Source organism: Clostridium sp. BNL1100, from assembly GCF_000244875.1.
GTDB lineage: Bacteria > Bacillota > Clostridia > Acetivibrionales > DSM-1351 > Ruminiclostridium.
In genome coordinates this window covers 3,349,778-3,365,722 of sequence record NC_016791.1, presented here as the reverse complement: position 1 = coordinate 3,365,722, position 15,945 = coordinate 3,349,778, and the positions used below count along the sequence as shown (strand labels likewise).

At 37.0% G+C, this 15,945-nt stretch carries 16 protein-coding genes; all 16 read left to right on the top strand.

All coding sequences use genetic code 11. The annotated features are described in order from the left end of the window. Positions 1-7: 7 nt before the first annotated feature. Entirely contained in the window at positions 8-1,027 is a 1,020-nt protein-coding gene (locus CLO1100_RS14185; RefSeq protein ID WP_014314449.1) for an aldo/keto reductase, read from the top strand. 53 nt (positions 1,028-1,080) lie between these two features. Further along, positions 1,081-3,255, top strand: a complete 2,175-nt coding sequence (locus tag CLO1100_RS14180; RefSeq protein ID WP_014314448.1) for a glycoside hydrolase family 3 C-terminal domain-containing protein — start codon at positions 1,081-1,083, stop codon at positions 3,253-3,255. Between the two features lie 94 nt (positions 3,256-3,349). Next, positions 3,350-3,853, top strand: a complete 504-nt coding sequence (locus tag CLO1100_RS14175; protein ID WP_014314447.1) for a methylated-DNA--[protein]-cysteine S-methyltransferase — start codon at positions 3,350-3,352, stop codon at positions 3,851-3,853. A gap of 69 nt (positions 3,854-3,922) precedes the next feature. Beyond that, a complete protein-coding gene (locus CLO1100_RS14170) occupies positions 3,923-4,162 on the top strand; it encodes a hypothetical protein (RefSeq protein WP_014314446.1) in 240 nt (79 codons plus the stop codon). A gap of 147 nt (positions 4,163-4,309) precedes the next feature. Continuing rightward, positions 4,310-5,398 (top strand): radical SAM protein, encoded by a 1,089-nt coding sequence (locus CLO1100_RS14165; protein ID WP_014314445.1) that lies wholly within the window; start codon positions 4,310-4,312, stop codon positions 5,396-5,398. A 302-nt stretch (positions 5,399-5,700) separates the two neighbouring features. Further along, positions 5,701-6,432 carry a flavodoxin family protein gene (locus CLO1100_RS14160; protein WP_014314444.1) on the top strand — a complete coding sequence of 244 codons (732 nt, stop codon included), beginning with the start codon at positions 5,701-5,703 and terminating at the stop codon, positions 6,430-6,432. A gap of 348 nt (positions 6,433-6,780) precedes the next feature. Further along, positions 6,781-7,212: an acyl-CoA thioesterase gene (locus tag CLO1100_RS14155; RefSeq protein ID WP_014314443.1), complete on the top strand. Its 432-nt coding sequence runs from the start codon at positions 6,781-6,783 to the stop codon at positions 7,210-7,212. A 10-nt stretch (positions 7,213-7,222) separates the two neighbouring features. Beyond that, positions 7,223-8,176, top strand: coding sequence for an ACP S-malonyltransferase (locus CLO1100_RS14150; RefSeq protein WP_014314442.1), 954 nt, complete (start codon positions 7,223-7,225; stop codon positions 8,174-8,176). Between the two features lie 14 nt (positions 8,177-8,190). Beyond that, positions 8,191-8,946 carry a 3-oxoacyl-[acyl-carrier-protein] reductase gene (gene fabG / locus CLO1100_RS14145; protein ID WP_014314441.1) on the top strand — a complete coding sequence of 252 codons (756 nt, stop codon included), beginning with the start codon at positions 8,191-8,193 and terminating at the stop codon, positions 8,944-8,946. A gap of 51 nt (positions 8,947-8,997) precedes the next feature. Continuing rightward, positions 8,998-9,285 (top strand): phosphopantetheine-binding protein, encoded by a 288-nt coding sequence (locus CLO1100_RS14140; RefSeq protein ID WP_014314440.1) that lies wholly within the window; start codon positions 8,998-9,000, stop codon positions 9,283-9,285. 4 nt (positions 9,286-9,289) lie between these two features. Next, on the top strand, positions 9,290-9,778 hold the full coding sequence (fabZ, locus tag CLO1100_RS14135) for a 3-hydroxyacyl-ACP dehydratase FabZ (RefSeq protein ID WP_014314439.1): 489 nt from the start codon (positions 9,290-9,292) through the stop codon (positions 9,776-9,778). 44 nt (positions 9,779-9,822) lie between these two features. Then, complete coding sequence (locus CLO1100_RS14130) at positions 9,823-10,743, top strand: ATP-binding cassette domain-containing protein (protein ID WP_014314438.1); 921 nt, start codon at positions 9,823-9,825, stop codon at positions 10,741-10,743. Then, positions 10,737-11,621, top strand: coding sequence for an ABC transporter permease (locus tag CLO1100_RS14125; protein WP_014314437.1), 885 nt, complete (start codon positions 10,737-10,739; stop codon positions 11,619-11,621). The genes CLO1100_RS14130 and CLO1100_RS14125 overlap by 7 nt, the downstream gene beginning before the upstream one ends. 18 nt (positions 11,622-11,639) lie before the next feature. Further along, entirely contained in the window at positions 11,640-12,758 is a 1,119-nt protein-coding gene (locus CLO1100_RS14120) for a glycine cleavage T C-terminal barrel domain-containing protein (RefSeq protein WP_014314436.1), read from the top strand. Positions 12,759-12,796: 38 nt separating this feature from the next. Beyond that, a complete protein-coding gene (locus CLO1100_RS14115; protein WP_014314435.1) occupies positions 12,797-15,235 on the top strand; it encodes a beta-ketoacyl-[acyl-carrier-protein] synthase family protein in 2,439 nt (812 codons plus the stop codon). A gap of 11 nt (positions 15,236-15,246) precedes the next feature. Then, positions 15,247-15,936, top strand: coding sequence for a flavodoxin family protein (locus CLO1100_RS14110; RefSeq protein WP_014314434.1), 690 nt, complete (start codon positions 15,247-15,249; stop codon positions 15,934-15,936). Positions 15,937-15,945 lie beyond the last annotated feature (9 nt).

The following is a 15,945-nucleotide window of genomic DNA, read 5'->3' as shown; positions in this document are numbered from 1 at the left end:
GGTTTATATGCAGAAAACAAGATTGGGACGAACAGACCTGATGGTTACAAGGAGCAGCTTTGGAGCTCTTCCCATACAGAGAATTTCATTTGATGAAGCAAGAAAAATTCTTTTAAGGGCTTACAACGGCGGTATAAATTTTTATGATACTGCCCGTATGTATACAGATAGTGAGGAGAAGCTGGGATATGCCTTTTCTGATATAAGAAAAGATATAATAATTGCTACAAAAAGTGTTGCAACAGACAGAAAGACACTGCTTGAGCACCTCGAAACCAGCCTGAAAAATATGAAAACAGATTATGTTGATATACTTCAGCTTCATAATCCCGGTGTCCTTCCTGACCCGGAGGATCCTGAAAGCTCATATGCAGGCATGATGGAAGCTAAAAAGAAGGGCATGGTGCGTTTTATAGGAATTACAAACCACAGAATAAAAACTGCTCTAGAAGCAGTTGAATCCGGTCTGTATGACACAATGCAGTTTCCCCTCAGTTCCCTTTCTTCGGATATTGACCTTGAACTTGTTGAGGTATGCAGGAAAAAGGATGTTGGCCTAATAGCCATGAAAGCTATGTCAGGTGGTTTGATTACAAATGCGGCGTCCACTTTTGCTTTTTTAAGGCAGTTTGATAATGTTGTTCCCATTTGGGGGATACAAAGGGAAGCTGAGCTTGACGAGTTCCTTGAATTAGAAAAAAACCCTCCTACACTGAATAATGAATTATGGGAGGTCATAAAAAGAGATCGTACAGAACTGGCAGGGAATTTCTGTAGGGGCTGTGGCTACTGTATGCCTTGTCCTGCAGGAATTGAGATTCCAACTCAGGCACGTATGTCCCTGCTTTTACGAAGAGCACCATATGAGCCTTTTTTGAGTGATGAATTTAAAGAAAAGATGGAACTAATAAATAAGTGTATTGAATGTGGACAATGTAAAAATCACTGCCCATATAGCATAGATACTCCAAATCTTCTTAAAGTACAGTTGCAGGATTACAACGATTTTTATGCTCAACATAAATAAAGAATAAACTTAACCTTCGCAGTAAACATTATAATAAAAAAGGAGATTGCATTATGGCTGTAAACACTCGAATTTTTCACTGTGATGAATTCTTCCGACTTTCAAGGGAAGAAAAAAAGGAATTTGAAAGTATTATAAAAAATGAACTGGAAGAAAACCCCATAAAACATCTGGATACTGAATGGGGCCGCTTTGAGAACCTTCCTGAGATGTCAGAGGATGAAATCGACAAGTTGGCACAAGATGTTTTATCTGAAATGACCCTGGAGCAGAAAGTTTACCAGATGTCATGTGACAATGACGCACGATATGCACCTTTAAACCCGCCAAGATATAACTTTATTCCATACTACGCAGGTGAAGACTTGGAATTGAACATACCGGCCGTTAAATTTACAGACGGACCTACAGGTATTGTTATGAGCTATAATGCTACGGCTTTTCCAGTATCAATTGCTCGTGGTTCAACATGGGACACGGAACTTGAGGAACGTGTGGGGAATGTAATAGGTATAGAAGGCCGCTCCGGTGGTGCAAATTTCTTTGCAGGAGTATGTATAAATCTCCTTCGCCATCCTGCATGGGGACGTGCTCAGGAAACATATGGTGAGGATACTGTTCTTTTAGGTAAAATGGGTGCGGCTTTAACAAAGGGCGTTCAAAAGCATATGATGGCGTGTATAAAGCACTATGTTGCCAACAGTATGGAAAATGCACGTTTTAAAGTCAGTGTTGAAATGGATGAAAGAACCCTGCGTGAAATATACCTTCCTCATTTCAAGGCATGTGTAGATGCAGGTGCTGCAGCAATTATGAGCTCATATAACCGTGTAAGAGGCGAGTGGTGCGGTCACCATGATTATTTACTCAATCAGATTCTAAATGGGGAATGGGGTTTCAAAGGATTTATAATGTCTGACTTCATATGGGGTGTCAGAGATACTGTAGATGCAGCAAACGGCGGGCAATGCATGGAGATGTATGCAACTCAGTTCTTTGGGAAACGGCTTGTTGAGGCTGTAAGAGACGGAAAAGTAGATGAAAGTAAGATAGATGCAGCAGTAAAGAGAATATTGAGACAAAAAATCAGATTTTCGTTTGTTGGAGATAAGGCACAATATTCACCGGAGAAAATGGGCAGTAAGGAACATGCCCAGCTGGCTCGAGAGGTTTCAGAAAAGTCCACAGTACTACTTAAAAATGAAGGTATACTTCCACTTGAAAAAGATAAAATCAAGAAAATTACAGTCGTTGGAAGGTTGGCGGTTGAACCTAATACAGGTGATTTAAAGGGAAGTAGTGCTGTATTCCCTCCTTATGTAATAACACCTCTTCAGGGTATTATAAATGAGGTAGGAGGCGCAATAGAAGTTAAGTATGTAGATGGAAGAACACCGCATCAGGCTCAGGAGCTATCAAAGGATGCAGATGCAGTTGTTATTGTGGCCGGATTAACTTCTCTTGATGAGGGAGAATTTATTACAAATGGCGGTGATGTGGGAGGCGACAGGAAATATCTCGGACTGCATCCGGAAGATGAAGATCTTATTGAGACTGTATCAAAGGTAAACAAGAATGTAATTGTTGTTTTGCAGGGTGGAAGTACTATTATAGTTGAACCTTGGAAGAACTTGGCTAAGGCCATTCTTATCCAATGGTATCCCGGTATGGAAGGCGGAACTGCTCTGGCAAATATACTTTTCGGAGAAGTAAATCCTTCTGCCAAGCTACCCGTTACAGTACCTGCAACCCCGCAGCAATTGCCTTACTATGATATGAATGCAACTTCCATTGTATATGACTATTACCACGGCTACTTCCTAGCGGATAAGAAAAAGTACCCTGTTTCATATCCTTTTGGATTTGGACTCAGTTATACAACTTACAGCTACAGCAACCCAAAAGTATCAAAGAAGGGTGAGACAATTTCTGTTTCAGTTGATGTATCCAATACCGGAAAAATAGCCGGAGATGAAGTCGTACAATTATATATTGGCTACAGGGGTTCAAAGGTTGAACGCCATGTAAAGGATCTTAAAGGCTTTACCAAAATTCACCTTGAGCCGGGAGAGAAAAAAACTGCCGTAATTGAGATAAATAAGGACGACCTGGCATACTATTGCACCCAATCAAAACAATGGGTGGTTGAGGATATCGAATATGTAGCAATGATTGGTGCATCTTCTGCCTGCAAGGATTTACTTAAAGCTGATTTTGATTTAAAATAAATATAAGCAGTATATAAAGGCATTACCGATAACAAACGGTAATGCCTTTAATAATTAACCCGTAAAAATATTATCGCAGGGAAAAGGGAAAAAAATGAAAAATATATACTTTTTTGAAACACAAATAGGGACAATAGGCATTGCAGAGGAAGCTACCAGAATAATCAACGTATTTTTTGAAACAGATTTTAATATGGATACTGTTTCAGATAGAGATAAGCTTTTGCAACAGTCAGGGTTTTATTTTAAGGAAACAGAACTTTTGATAGATGCGGTTAAGCAGCTTGATGAGTATCTGAAAGGCAAAAGGATGGCGTTTGATTTGCCGCTGGCTCCAAAAGGAACAGATTTTATGAAAACCGTTTGGAATTGTCTGAATACAATACCATATGGAGATACAAGAAGCTACAAACAGATTGCAGAAGCCGCAGGAAACCCAAAGGCATGCCGGGCAGTAGGGATGGCCAACAATAAAAACCCAATTCCCATATTTATACCCTGTCATCGTGTAGTAGGGACAAACGGAAGACTGACCGGATATAGAGGTGGCTTAGAAATAAAGCAGAAGCTTCTGGAAATTGAAAAATCAAAATTTTGAATTTATTCAGATAAACTAGGTAAACCTATTTAATAATTAATATTAAATATTAAAGAAGGGATATTTATTATGGGAAGATTCGAAGGTGCTGAAAAAGTCGGGATAAGGGATAAGGAGACCAGACAGCTTCTTGCTGTATATCCCTATAAAATTGACGGTACGGATGAAGAGATTGAGAAAACCGTAAAAGATTGGTATTACAAGCAAAGCTGCATAGCAGAAGAATTTCTCTTGAAGTCCTATGTGGATGAACTTACGGAACATGAATTAAAGTCTCGTAAAGATGATGATACAAAAAAAGTTTATTAATGAAAGAGGGTAAATCCATTAAAAGTGTGGATTTACCCTTTATTTAATTTCTCTGTAGACAAAATAGTGGTTTATACGTAAATATATAATAATAGTAATTTTGTTATAAAATTCTAATGTTATATATGAAAGGTCAAGGAGGTAGTTATGGATAGCAGCAGTCTTTCCGAATATATGAGCAGAACCGTAGAGAATATTGTGAGTCATACCATCAGGTCTACTTTAAAAAATCCCAAGGAAACAGCTTTTCTAATGAAATATTTGTTATCAACAAAAATAGCAACAGTAAGACGTTTAAAAAGTGAAAAAGCAGGACTTCATATTCCTCCGTTTCTGATAGCTAGCATAACTAAAAGCTGCAATTTAAGATGCAGCGGCTGCTATGCAAGAGAATTACATACTTGTTCTGATGAAGTAAGGGATAGTCAGATGACCTGCCAGCGATGGAATGAAATATTCCGGGAGGCAGAGAATTTGGGGATTTCATTTATACTTTTGGCCGGAGGAGAGCCTTTAATGAGAAGAGATGTGGTTGTAAAAGCTGCAGACAGTAAAAATATAATTTTCCCTATATTCTCCAATGGATTGCTGATAGATGACTTTTACATAGACTTGTTCAGCAAAAACAGAAACCTTCTACCAGTATTAAGCATTGAGGGTTATCAGGAGGAAACTGATCAAAGGCGGGGACAGGGTACATACAAAGCATTGTTAGAAGTGATGAGCAGACTGAATGACAATGGAATAGTTTACGGTGCATCTGTAACGATAACAACACAAAATATTGAGGAAGTTTCCGGAAAAAATTTTATTGATATTCTATCAAATATGGGATGTAAAATCATTTTTTACGTAGAATATGTTCCGGCAGAAGAAGGAACCGATTATCTCGCTCCAACGGAAAAGGAACGTGAATTGCTGGCAGAAAGACTTACAGAGCTGCGGTCAAATTACAAGGACATATTGTTTTTGTCGTTTCCGGGAGATGAAAAAGCAACTGGAGGCTGCTTGGCAGCAGGAAGAGGATTTTTCCATATAAATTCTGATGGTGGGGCAGAGCCATGCCCATTTTCGCCTCAATCAGATACAAGTCTCAGGGAAGTAGGTCTTAAGGAAGCCTTGAAGTCACCATTGTTCGTAAGGCTTGACAGTGAAGGACTGCTGCTGGGAGACCACAGGGGAGGCTGCATGTTATTTGAGAAAAAAGCGGAGGTTGACGCACTTACGGGTTTATAATAAATACAGTATCTTCACATTCATCAATTTTATTCTCTTATTTTGAAACACGAATAATATCATAGTTGTATGTAAAAATAATACAAAAGAGCATGAGCATCAACAGGATAATAGTCATGCTTCTTTTTGTATATAGAAAAATTGAATATAGTTTTAATTTAGAAAATTGCATTAATATAGAATTGAAGAAATATATTATATACAGATAATTCTATGTATTAAAAAGGAGACCCCCAAAGATTGAATATTTATTTAAGGAAATGTAAAAACTAGAAAAAATATTATTGAATGGAATAACCTGTATGAATATAAAAAATAATAAAGTAAATATCCTTGTTATTAATGGGAGTCCTAAAGGTATAAATAGTAATACGCTTAAAATAACAAATGCATTTCTAGATGGTATTAAGGTAAAATATCAGGAATTTGCTAAAATCGAAACGGTTATAGTAAGCACCAGTAATATTAATCATTGTAAAGGTTGCTTTTGTTGTTGGACTTCAACTCCTGGAAGTTGTATTATAAATGATGACATGACACAAATTTTGTCCCAAATTATAAATGCAAACATTATTGTTTGGAGTTTTCCGCTTTATTACTATGGAATGCCTTCAAAGGTTAAGGCACTGCTGGATAGAAATTTGCCTTTATTATTACCGTACATAACCAATCGTGATGACGGTGGGAGTAATCATCCGTTTCGCTATAAAGGAAACCACGCTGAGATTGTCTTAATTTCAACTTGTGGTTTTTACTCGACTATTAACAACTACGAAGCATTAATAAAACAATTTGATATTTTGTATGGAATTAATTATACCAAGATTATTTGCCCTGAAGGAGAATTATTCTCCCAGAAACAACTGAGTAAAAGAATCAATGAATACTTATTGTCTGTTAAACAAGCCGGTGAAGAATATGCCTTTAATAGATGTTTTTCAGATGAAACAGAGCAAAAGCTTAATACCCTATTATGTTCACCCAAAACTTTTGTAAAATTTGCAGATAATAGTTGGAATATAAAAGATATTTAGTAAGAATATATACAGATAAAGTCAAAAATTATGTTCTTAAAGACAAGTTCTCTTTTCTTAATGTTTTAATATGTCTATACATAAACATTCTCATAAATTCTTAATTATTAAACTCATATTTTAGCATATTTTGATAAAATTCAAAATTTTTGAATAATTTACAAAAATTATATTGAATCATAATGGAACATTTAGTAATATTATAGTAACACTTCCAAAAATATGTAAAAAAGTAAAAAATATTAATACCGCAACTTTTGGTGCAGTTTGATTGAATTTATTTACCTATTGTAAGGTAACTAAAGTAATGTAATATTTTAAAAATATTCAAAGTTGGGAGAGGGATAAATGAGTAAATGGTATCATGAAAAACACATCGTTGAATTTAATGAATGTGACCCGTCTAAAACAGTTTATAATTCCAAGTATTTTGTATGGTTTGAAAATTCCAGATTTGCAATTGCCGAACAGGTGCAATTGTCATCTTATGTAGAAAAAATTGCTAGAGAGCAAGGGGATTCAATTATATTTCCTGTTCTTGAAGCCGAGTGCAAGTTCTTGCTGCCTATTCCTATGGGTACTCATTTGATATTGCGTACAAAACTTGAAAAGCCTAAAGCTGCAAAACTTGTTTTTAAACATATTGCGACAGGTGAATTTGATGGTAAAGAATATGCCGTTGCAACTACAACTGTAGGAGTGTTATCAGCAAAGAACGGACTACATATGAGTCTAGACGACAATTTTAAGAAACTGATTAATGATTATTTAGAAAGTTAGGATGAAGCATATGAAAAAAATATTCATTTTCCCGGGACAAGGGGCACAAAATCCCCAGATGCTTCAAGATATTAAGGGTTATTCGCTTAATGAAATTAAGCCGGTATTTGACACTGTTTCTGAAGCGTGCAAATTTGATGTCATAGCTTTTTTAGAAAGTGCAACACAGGAAAAACTGAGCCTCACAAATTATACACAGATTGTCATGTTCGCTATGAATATGGCATATGTGAAGGTTTTAAGCGGTCTTGGAATTAAGCCGGATGTAACAGCAGGACACAGTTTGGGACAATACTGCGCTTTGGTTGCCGCAGGTGTTCTTGATTTGTATGAGACAAGCTGCTTAATCAGAGAACGAAGCCGCTTAATGAGTGAATTGAAAACGGATGGACGTTTATGTGCTGTTTCCTCTCCATGTATGTCTATAGAGTATGTAGAACAAATGTGTTCTGATATTTCAAAAGCTTCAAATGACTGTCTGCAGATAGCTCTTTATAACTCAAATAAACAGATAGTTGTTGGCGGAGCAAAACCTGCTATAGAAAAATTTTATGAAGAAATTAAGCAAAATGTTGAATACAAAGCAACAATTCTGCCGGTTGGACAGGCCTTTCATACTCCTATTATGGATGAAATGCTGCCGGAATTCAGAAATTATGTTAACGATATTTCAGTTAAAGAGCCCTCAATACCAGTGATTCTAAATTGTACCGGTGATTATTATATTGAAAAAAACAATGGTGAGGATTTAAAAAATGAGCTGATTGAACAATGCCATAAGCCTGTTCGGTGGCTCCAGACAATGAATACATTATTGGAAGTTGAGAACCCTGTCATAATTGAAGTTGGGCCTGGACATTCTTTATCGGGACTGTTCAGAAATCTGACAAAAGAAGTAAAGGTCTGGTGCTCGGAAGATAAAAAAAGTTTAATGACACTTAGTAAAAAAATAAACCAGGAATGAAATGAGGTGTACACATGTGGAAGTTATTTGATGAAGGATGTACAGCATTAGTAACCGGTGCTTCAAGAGGTATTGGCAGGGCAATTGCCTTGGAATTGGCAAGGCAGGGAGTTGATGTTGTAATAAATTATCGCTCCAATGAAGAAATGGCTGTATCTTTGAAGGAAGAAATAGAAGAAATGGGGCGTCAGGCTCTTATTATTAAGGCAGATATGCAAAACCCTGAAGAAATAAAGCAAATGTTCAAGCAAATAAAAAGCCAGTTTAGACATATTGACATTCTTGTGAATAATGCCGGAATAATTAAGGATGGTTATCTTATGATGATGAGTGAGGCCAGTTTTCAAAAGGTTATAGATACAAACCTTTTAGGCTGCTTCAGGATTTCGCAGGAGGCATTGAAAATGATGTGCTCTGCAAAAAAAGGAGTAATAGTTAATATTGCATCAACAAGCGGAATCGTTGGACAAGAGGGTCAAGCTAACTATTCTGCATCCAAGGCAGGCATAATTGCCTTCTCAAAGGTAGTTGCAAAGGAATATGCCAGATACGGAATAAGATGTAATGTTGTAGCACCCGGATTTATTGAAACAGATATGACAAATGACGCAGGAGGTAAATCTCTTAAAGACAAATACATGGATTTTATATCTCTCAAGCGTTTCGGAGAGCCTCAGGATATTGCAGATGCAGTTGCATTTCTGGCTTCATCACGTTCAAAATACATAACCGGCAAAGTTCTAACAGTGGATGGTGGCTTAATCGATTAATACAAAACTTGTTTTTATTAAAAATTAAAATTAAGGTAAGGAGAATGAACTATGAATGATATTTATAACAAAGCAGAAGAAAGAGAAAAACTTTGTAGGGAAATTAAGAGTATGATGGTTGAACAGCTTGATATTGAAATGGACCCTGAATTTATAACCAATGATCAACCAATTTTCGGACGTGGTCTGGAACTGGACTCAATTGATGCTCTTGAGCTGGCTGTTGGTATATATGACAGGTTTGAAATATCTGTAACAGATGACAACACTACAATTTTTAGTTCTGTTAATACAATGGCAGACTATATAGAGGTTCAAAAACTGGAAAACGAGGGTTGAATAAATGAAATTTACGACCAAAGAAATTATGTCGATACTTCCCCATAAAGCCCCATTTTTACTTGTAGACAAGGTGATTGAGTGTGAACCGGGCAAATATGCATTAGGTATAAAAAATGTGACTATTGATGAACCGTTCTTTCAAGGTCATTTCCCTACAGAACCTATATTACCGGGCGTTCTTATTGTAGAATCTATAGCACAGGTAACTGCTGTAATGTACTGTGCTGAATTTATGGAGTCAATGAAACAGGACGCTTCGGCAAATAACCTGAATGAGGTTGATATTGCAAAGAAAATAGCAGAGCATGTAGGATATCTTGTCGAAATTAAATCAATGAAATTCAAAAAAACAGTTCATCCTGGTGATACTTTACATATTCAAGTTTGGAAAAAAACAACATTTGCTTCGCTCTCTCTGATTGAGGCTAAAGTTATGGTGGATAATGAAATCGTTGCAGAAGGAAAGATTTCAGTATCAGAAAAAAATTAATAAACTCCATAACGTTAAAAGTAGACAAAAGGTGGTGCTAATTCATGGGAAAAATAATTAAAGTAAGTAATTTGATAAAAAATTACGGATCCGTTGAAGCTGTAAAGAATATATCTTTTGAAGTTGAAAAAGGAAGTTTGTTTGCTTTTTTAGGTACAAACGGGGCGGGTAAATCCACAACAATAGATATATTATCCACACTGATAACAAAGAATTCCGGCAGTGTTGTGATTAATGAGTGGGAACTGGGAAAAGACGACCAAAAAATCCGCAAAGATATCGGGGTCGTGTTCCAAAACAGTGTTTTGGATAATTTACTTACTGTAAGAGAGAATCTGTCTATAAGAGGCTCATTTTACGGATTGAGCGGCTCTGCATTAAAGGAGAGGATATCCGAGGCTTCTAAAATAACGGAATGTGATGAATTCATGGATCGTAGGTATGGAAAGCTTTCCGGAGGACAAAAAAGAAGGGCGGATATTGCACGGGCATTGATAAATCAGCCAAAGATATTATTTTTAGATGAACCGACAACAGGCCTTGACCCTAAAACCAGGACGTCCATTTGGAATACAATCGGAGAAATGCAAAGGCATTTAGGAATGACTGTTTTTCTGACAACACATTACATGGAAGAAGCCGCAAATGCAGATACAATTACAATTATAAATCAAGGGAAAATTGTCGCAGAAGGTACTCCAAACAACTTGAAGGAAAAGTACACCGATGATTTACTCAAGATTTATGATGCCGAGGATGAAGTGGTTCGGTATTTAAACGAAAAAAAGATACCTCACAGCATGGACAAGAATGTAGTTTCGGTTAATATCAAGGCTGCTGAAAGTGCAATAAACATATTAGCTGATTTAAAGGGTTCTATTACCTCTTTTGAAATGATACACGGTAATATGGATGATGTATTCTTAAAGGCAATAGGACAAAGTCGGGAGGAAGCTGAATGTTAAGAAAACTAATTTATCGCAATTCCAAACTTTACTTTAGAGACAGGACGTCAGTATTTTTTTCTATGCTGGCAGTTCTAATAGTGATAGCATTGTATATTTTGTTTTTGGCAAAGCTGCAGGTAGATGCCGTAAATCAGCAAACAAATGGCGTACTTAACGGAGACGATCTATCCTATCTTATAAATAGCTGGATTTTAGCAGGACTGTTGTCCATTACTACACTGACAAGTACATTAGGTGCATTAGGAACAATGGTAAATGACCGGGAGAACAGAATTGTTATGGACTTTAAAAGTTCCCCTCTTTCAGCAATGACATATCCTGTTTCATGTGTAATAACATCATTTACAGTTGGAACTATCATAAGTGTTATATCCTTTGCAGTTTATGGTGGTTACATTTATTTTGGTACCGGATATTTCTTCAGTATCGGAATGATTTTAAAATGTCTTGGACTGATTTGCCTGTCTGCTATGATGAGCGCTGCATTAATGGGCTTTATGGTGTCGTTCTTTTCAACAAACAGTGCATATTCATCAGCCAGTCTGATAATCGGAACAACAATAGGGTTTTTAAATGGGCTTTATGTACCTATGGGATCATTGCCCGAAACCATTCAAAGTGTATTAAAGTTCCTGCCGTTCGGGCATATCGCTTCACTTTTCAGACGTGTACTTATGCAGGAGTCGGTTGATTTATGCTTTAAAAATGCTCCCATGTCGGTGCGTGATAGTTACACCCGTGAATTTGGGGTGGTTCTGGACTGGAATGGAAGTGAAATCAGGCCATACATTTCAATCATATTTATCTTAGGAGTTTTACTGATTTCATTAATACTGTTTTTTATTAATTTCAGACGCAAAAAACAAGAAATATAATTTTTATAGGAGGTTTATATGTTAACAAGCAAATTGGAAAATAAGTACAGTGAAAGAGCAGAGTTTATTGAAGTTAAGGATCGGAAAGTCGTAAAAACCTTAGGCAACCTTCAAAAAGAGTATACGGCACTTAGAGAAGGTGCTATGTTTTATGATTGCAGTACATACGGCTTGTTTTCAGTAGAAGGGGATAAAGCTGAGTTGTTCCTTGAAAATCTCGCTACAAAGGACATACAATACCTTAATGTAGGAAATGTCAGCGAATGTTATTTTCTCAATGAAGAGGCTGAAATTGTAGGAAATGTATTTATAGTACGCAGAGAAAATGATTTTATCGTGATTTCCCCATGGGAGAAGGCAGCTGATGTAAAAGAATGGCTTGTTATACAGGCTAAGGAGTCAGAATATGAAATTGAGATAAAAGATTTGTTTGATACAATGGCAATCGTATCAACTGAAGGCCCCAAATCATGGAAAGTTGTTAAAAAGATTTTTGGTGTTGAAATTGAAAATCTTGCACTTAGAGCATCCATGTCATTTTCATGGAACGGACAGGAAGTCCTTCTTATACGTGCAGGTCGTTCAAGTGAGTACGGATATATTGCAATTTCATCAATTGAAGGCGGATTAAATATATACGATAAACTTTTGAGTGAGGACGGTCAATGGGACTTCCCTGTAAATGAAGGCGGACTGGAATGTCTTGAACTTTCAATGCTTGAAGTTCACCAGCCTAACTTTTTAAGAGAAACCTCCGAACACGGAAATATATTTGAACTTGCACAGCAGTGGCAAATACAATTTGACAAAGAAGACTATATCGGATATGAAAAAATGATGGAAATCTTTAAGTCGGGAAAATCAAAAGGTGCCGTAGGCTTTGTAGCAACTGAAAGTCAAATTCCTTATGAAACAGGCGACAAATTATATCTGAACGAAGCTTGCATAGGACATATTATTTACTCTCTTTTCTCAATAAAGCTTTGCAAGCCTTTAGGAATAGCTTTGCTAAACGATCCTTATGCAAATGCCGGCCTGACATATGAAGTAAAAACCTCAGATGGAGTACTGCAAAAGATACAGACAATATCAGGTCCATTTATACGTCCTTTGAGCTGGGATCAAAAAATGGAATAATCATTTTTTCAAATACATAGAAAGGTATAATTAGCCATATGAAACCAAAAAATCAGATTGTTATCACAGGTTATGGAATTGTTTCTGCAATGGGCCTTGATAAGGAAGAGAACAGATTAAATGTTTTTGCAGGTAAACAAGGTATATCAAATTGTGAATTTGAATATAAGGATGGCGTATTTGCATCCCCATCAGGTGTAATAACCCGGGAGCTTCCTGAACATCCCTTCTATGAAAAGTATAATATATATCCTGACAGGGCCTCAAATTTAGCATTAATAGCGGCAGACGAGTGTATTAAGCAGTCAAATATAGACTTTAACACCATAAATCCATTGAGGGTAGGAATTGTTGTAGGTACATCCCTCGGTGGAATGAGAAGTGCTGATGTTTTTCACAAGCAATGGATAGAACAGGGAATTGAGAAAACTGACAGTAATCTGTTAAAGCAATATCCATTACATGCAGTTGCAGATATTCTTGCGAAAGAGTACGGGTTTAATGGTTCAAAAATAATTATATCTACGGCCTGTTCCTCCGGTGCGAATGCCATTGGCCTAGGCTATGATCTCCTGAAAAGAGGAATGTATGATTTAGTTTTGGCCGGTGGTGTTGACCCTATTTCAAGGTTTTCCTTTGCAGGTTTTACATCCTTGAAAGCAATTGATTCAAAGCCTTGCAGGCCATTCAGCGGTAGTACCGGAATCAATCTGGGTGAGGGGGCAGCATTTTTTATACTCGAGTCAGACGAATATGCTCAAAAGAGAAAAGCTTCAGTTATTGCGGAGGTTCGGGGCTATGGTATTACTGCCGATGCATATCACCCTACAGCACCTGATTTAAGTGGAAATGGTGCTTTTAGATCAATGACTGCGGCGAAGGAAAACGGAATTTGTGAAACTGGTGATATTACATACATAAACGGACACGGAACCGGTACATTGGCAAACGACAGTGCAGAAAAAAAGGCATGGAGAGCTTTTGTTAGGGAAAATACGGATATTCCTTTGATGAGCAATAAAGCAGCCTTAGGGCATTGTATGGGTGCGGCAGGAGCTGTTGAAATTGCAATTTCTGTTATGTCAATTGAAAATGATCAAATTCCTCCTACCGTCAACTTCAATACCCAAGAAGCTAAAGATATTGACGAGATTAATTTTGTTCCCAACAAGGCCATACCTTGTGAAGTAAATAATGTAATTTCAAATTCTTATGCCTTTGGAGGTAATAACTGTTCTGTTTTACTTTCAAAATACATTAAAAGAACACCTGTACAAAATGAAGAATGTGATATTGTTATAACCGGTATCGGCTGTATTGGCAGTGGCGGCGGAACAGCAGAAGAATTATTTAAAACTTTTGAAGACGGCTCAAACTGGATAGAAGAAATTGATGTCCAAAATAATGATTTTAATACAAAATATGTAGGAAAAATGCCAGAGGTTGATTATAAAAAGTATATTAAGGGAAGTACATTACGCAGGATGGATACAGTTACTAAAATGGCCATGACTAGCGGAAAACAAGCATTAAATAACAGTGGTCTGAAAGTAACACCACAGAATTGTACACGAATTGGTGTCTTATATGGTACTGGTACAGGGCCTCTTGAAACAATTGAAAATGTCAGCAGAAAAATGATTACAGGCGGAATAAACAGTATTGACCCAAACAACTTTCCAAATACAGTTTTAAATGCGGCCGCAGGAAATTTCTCTATAGCCAATATGCTTAAAGGGCCTACATCAACAATTTCGGCCGGAAGTGTATCCGGACTTAATGCATTCATATATGCATCAGAATTACTGAAAAATAATCAAGCCGATGCTGTCATAGTACTATCTTCCGACGAATGGAATGAAGCACTGCAGATAGGAAATGAAAGATTAGGCTTGCTTACAAAGAACGGAAAATTGCCCTTTGATAAGGATGCAAGTGGAATGATTCTTTCACCCGGTTCTACTGCTTTTGTATTGGAAAGAAAAGATTATGCTCTCCAAAGAGGAGCTAAAATACTGGCTCAGGTTTACGGATACTCTATGACATCAGATAACGCAGACCTATGCAGCTTTGATGCTGAAGGAACCCAGTGGATTGAAGGCGTGGAGCTGGCTCGTAAAATGGCAGATGATATTCATATTGATTATTATGCTTCTACAGCTTACGGTATTCCGATGGTTGATAGGAAGGAAGCGGAGCTTATGGCAAAATCACTTGATAATAATACTATTATTCGTTCAATTCCTCGTTTAATTGGTGCAACATCGGGTTCACTGGGATCATATGGACTGCTGAGCTGCATATATGCATTAGAGAAAAATACTGTTCCAAACCAAGGGAATGTTGACGGACTTTCAGAAGAATACGATAGCTTACTGAACCGTACCCAAAATACAGGGACAATTGATTGTGCTGCAGTGAGTGCAGCATCATTCGGCGGATCTTATACAACTGTTATTATAGGAAAGGTTCTTTAGGGGATAATATTATGAAGTATTTTGTTCTTAATGGTAGTCCGAGAAAAGAACGCAGTATGACTATGAACGTTGTCAGAAGTTTTCTTAACGGGATAGAAGAAACAGACCCTGAACCACAAATTGATATAGTTCATCTTGCAAAATGTAATATTCAGCATTGCAGAAGCTGTTATGCCTGCTGGTCCCATGTATGTGAGGGAGAATGTGTTATCACCAAGAGAAATATAGATGATATGGCACCTCTTATGGATAAGTACCTTTCCGCTGATAAAATAATTATGGCAACACCAATGCATTTTTTTGCCATATCAAGTTATCTGCAGAAGTTTCTTGAACGTACATTTCCTTTGATAAAGCCGATTTATATACCATCGGAGCAGGATGATAAATATAAAGATATGTCTACAAAAGATATAGCTGTTATATCAACCTGTAAGGTTGCCTTTGACGGTGTATGGGACTGCATAGATGCACAAATGCAGTTAATCAGCAGGAAAAGATACCAGAGGATATTTTCTACACAGCCGCTTGCTGTGAGTAATAAGGATAAGGAACTTACTGAGAATTTCTTGAACACAGTAACTCTGGCAGGAAAAGAATTTGCTTTATGCGGTGAATTTTCCGAAGCTGTCAGACAAAGCCTTGAGAAAAGCATACAGGCTATGGGAGAACAGATTGATACACGAAATATAGGGTTCTAGGGGAAAAAG

What these genes read in the sequence shown, in the direction of transcription:
- CLO1100_RS14185 (WP_014314449.1), top strand. Translation starts at nt 8, where the DNA reads ATGCAGAAAACAAGATTGGGACGAACAGACCTGATGGTTACAAGGAGC.
- CLO1100_RS14180 (WP_014314448.1), top strand. Translation starts at nt 1,081, where the DNA reads ATGGCTGTAAACACTCGAATTTTTCACTGTGATGAATTCTTCCGACTT.
- CLO1100_RS14175 (WP_014314447.1), top strand. Translation starts at nt 3,350, where the DNA reads ATGAAAAATATATACTTTTTTGAAACACAAATAGGGACAATAGGCATT.
- CLO1100_RS14170 (WP_014314446.1), top strand. Translation starts at nt 3,923, where the DNA reads ATGGGAAGATTCGAAGGTGCTGAAAAAGTCGGGATAAGGGATAAGGAG.
- CLO1100_RS14165 (WP_014314445.1), top strand. Translation starts at nt 4,310, where the DNA reads ATGGATAGCAGCAGTCTTTCCGAATATATGAGCAGAACCGTAGAGAAT.
- CLO1100_RS14160 (WP_014314444.1), top strand. Translation starts at nt 5,701, where the DNA reads ATGAATATAAAAAATAATAAAGTAAATATCCTTGTTATTAATGGGAGT.
- CLO1100_RS14155 (WP_014314443.1), top strand. Translation starts at nt 6,781, where the DNA reads ATGAGTAAATGGTATCATGAAAAACACATCGTTGAATTTAATGAATGT.
- CLO1100_RS14150 (WP_014314442.1), top strand. Translation starts at nt 7,223, where the DNA reads ATGAAAAAAATATTCATTTTCCCGGGACAAGGGGCACAAAATCCCCAG.
- fabG (WP_014314441.1), top strand. Translation starts at nt 8,191, where the DNA reads ATGTGGAAGTTATTTGATGAAGGATGTACAGCATTAGTAACCGGTGCT.
- CLO1100_RS14140 (WP_014314440.1), top strand. Translation starts at nt 8,998, where the DNA reads ATGAATGATATTTATAACAAAGCAGAAGAAAGAGAAAAACTTTGTAGG.
- fabZ (WP_014314439.1), top strand. Translation starts at nt 9,290, where the DNA reads ATGAAATTTACGACCAAAGAAATTATGTCGATACTTCCCCATAAAGCC.
- CLO1100_RS14130 (WP_014314438.1), top strand. Translation starts at nt 9,823, where the DNA reads ATGGGAAAAATAATTAAAGTAAGTAATTTGATAAAAAATTACGGATCC.
- CLO1100_RS14125 (WP_014314437.1), top strand. Translation starts at nt 10,737, where the DNA reads ATGTTAAGAAAACTAATTTATCGCAATTCCAAACTTTACTTTAGAGAC.
- CLO1100_RS14120 (WP_014314436.1), top strand. Translation starts at nt 11,640, where the DNA reads ATGTTAACAAGCAAATTGGAAAATAAGTACAGTGAAAGAGCAGAGTTT.
- CLO1100_RS14115 (WP_014314435.1), top strand. Translation starts at nt 12,797, where the DNA reads ATGAAACCAAAAAATCAGATTGTTATCACAGGTTATGGAATTGTTTCT.
- CLO1100_RS14110 (WP_014314434.1), top strand. Translation starts at nt 15,247, where the DNA reads ATGAAGTATTTTGTTCTTAATGGTAGTCCGAGAAAAGAACGCAGTATG.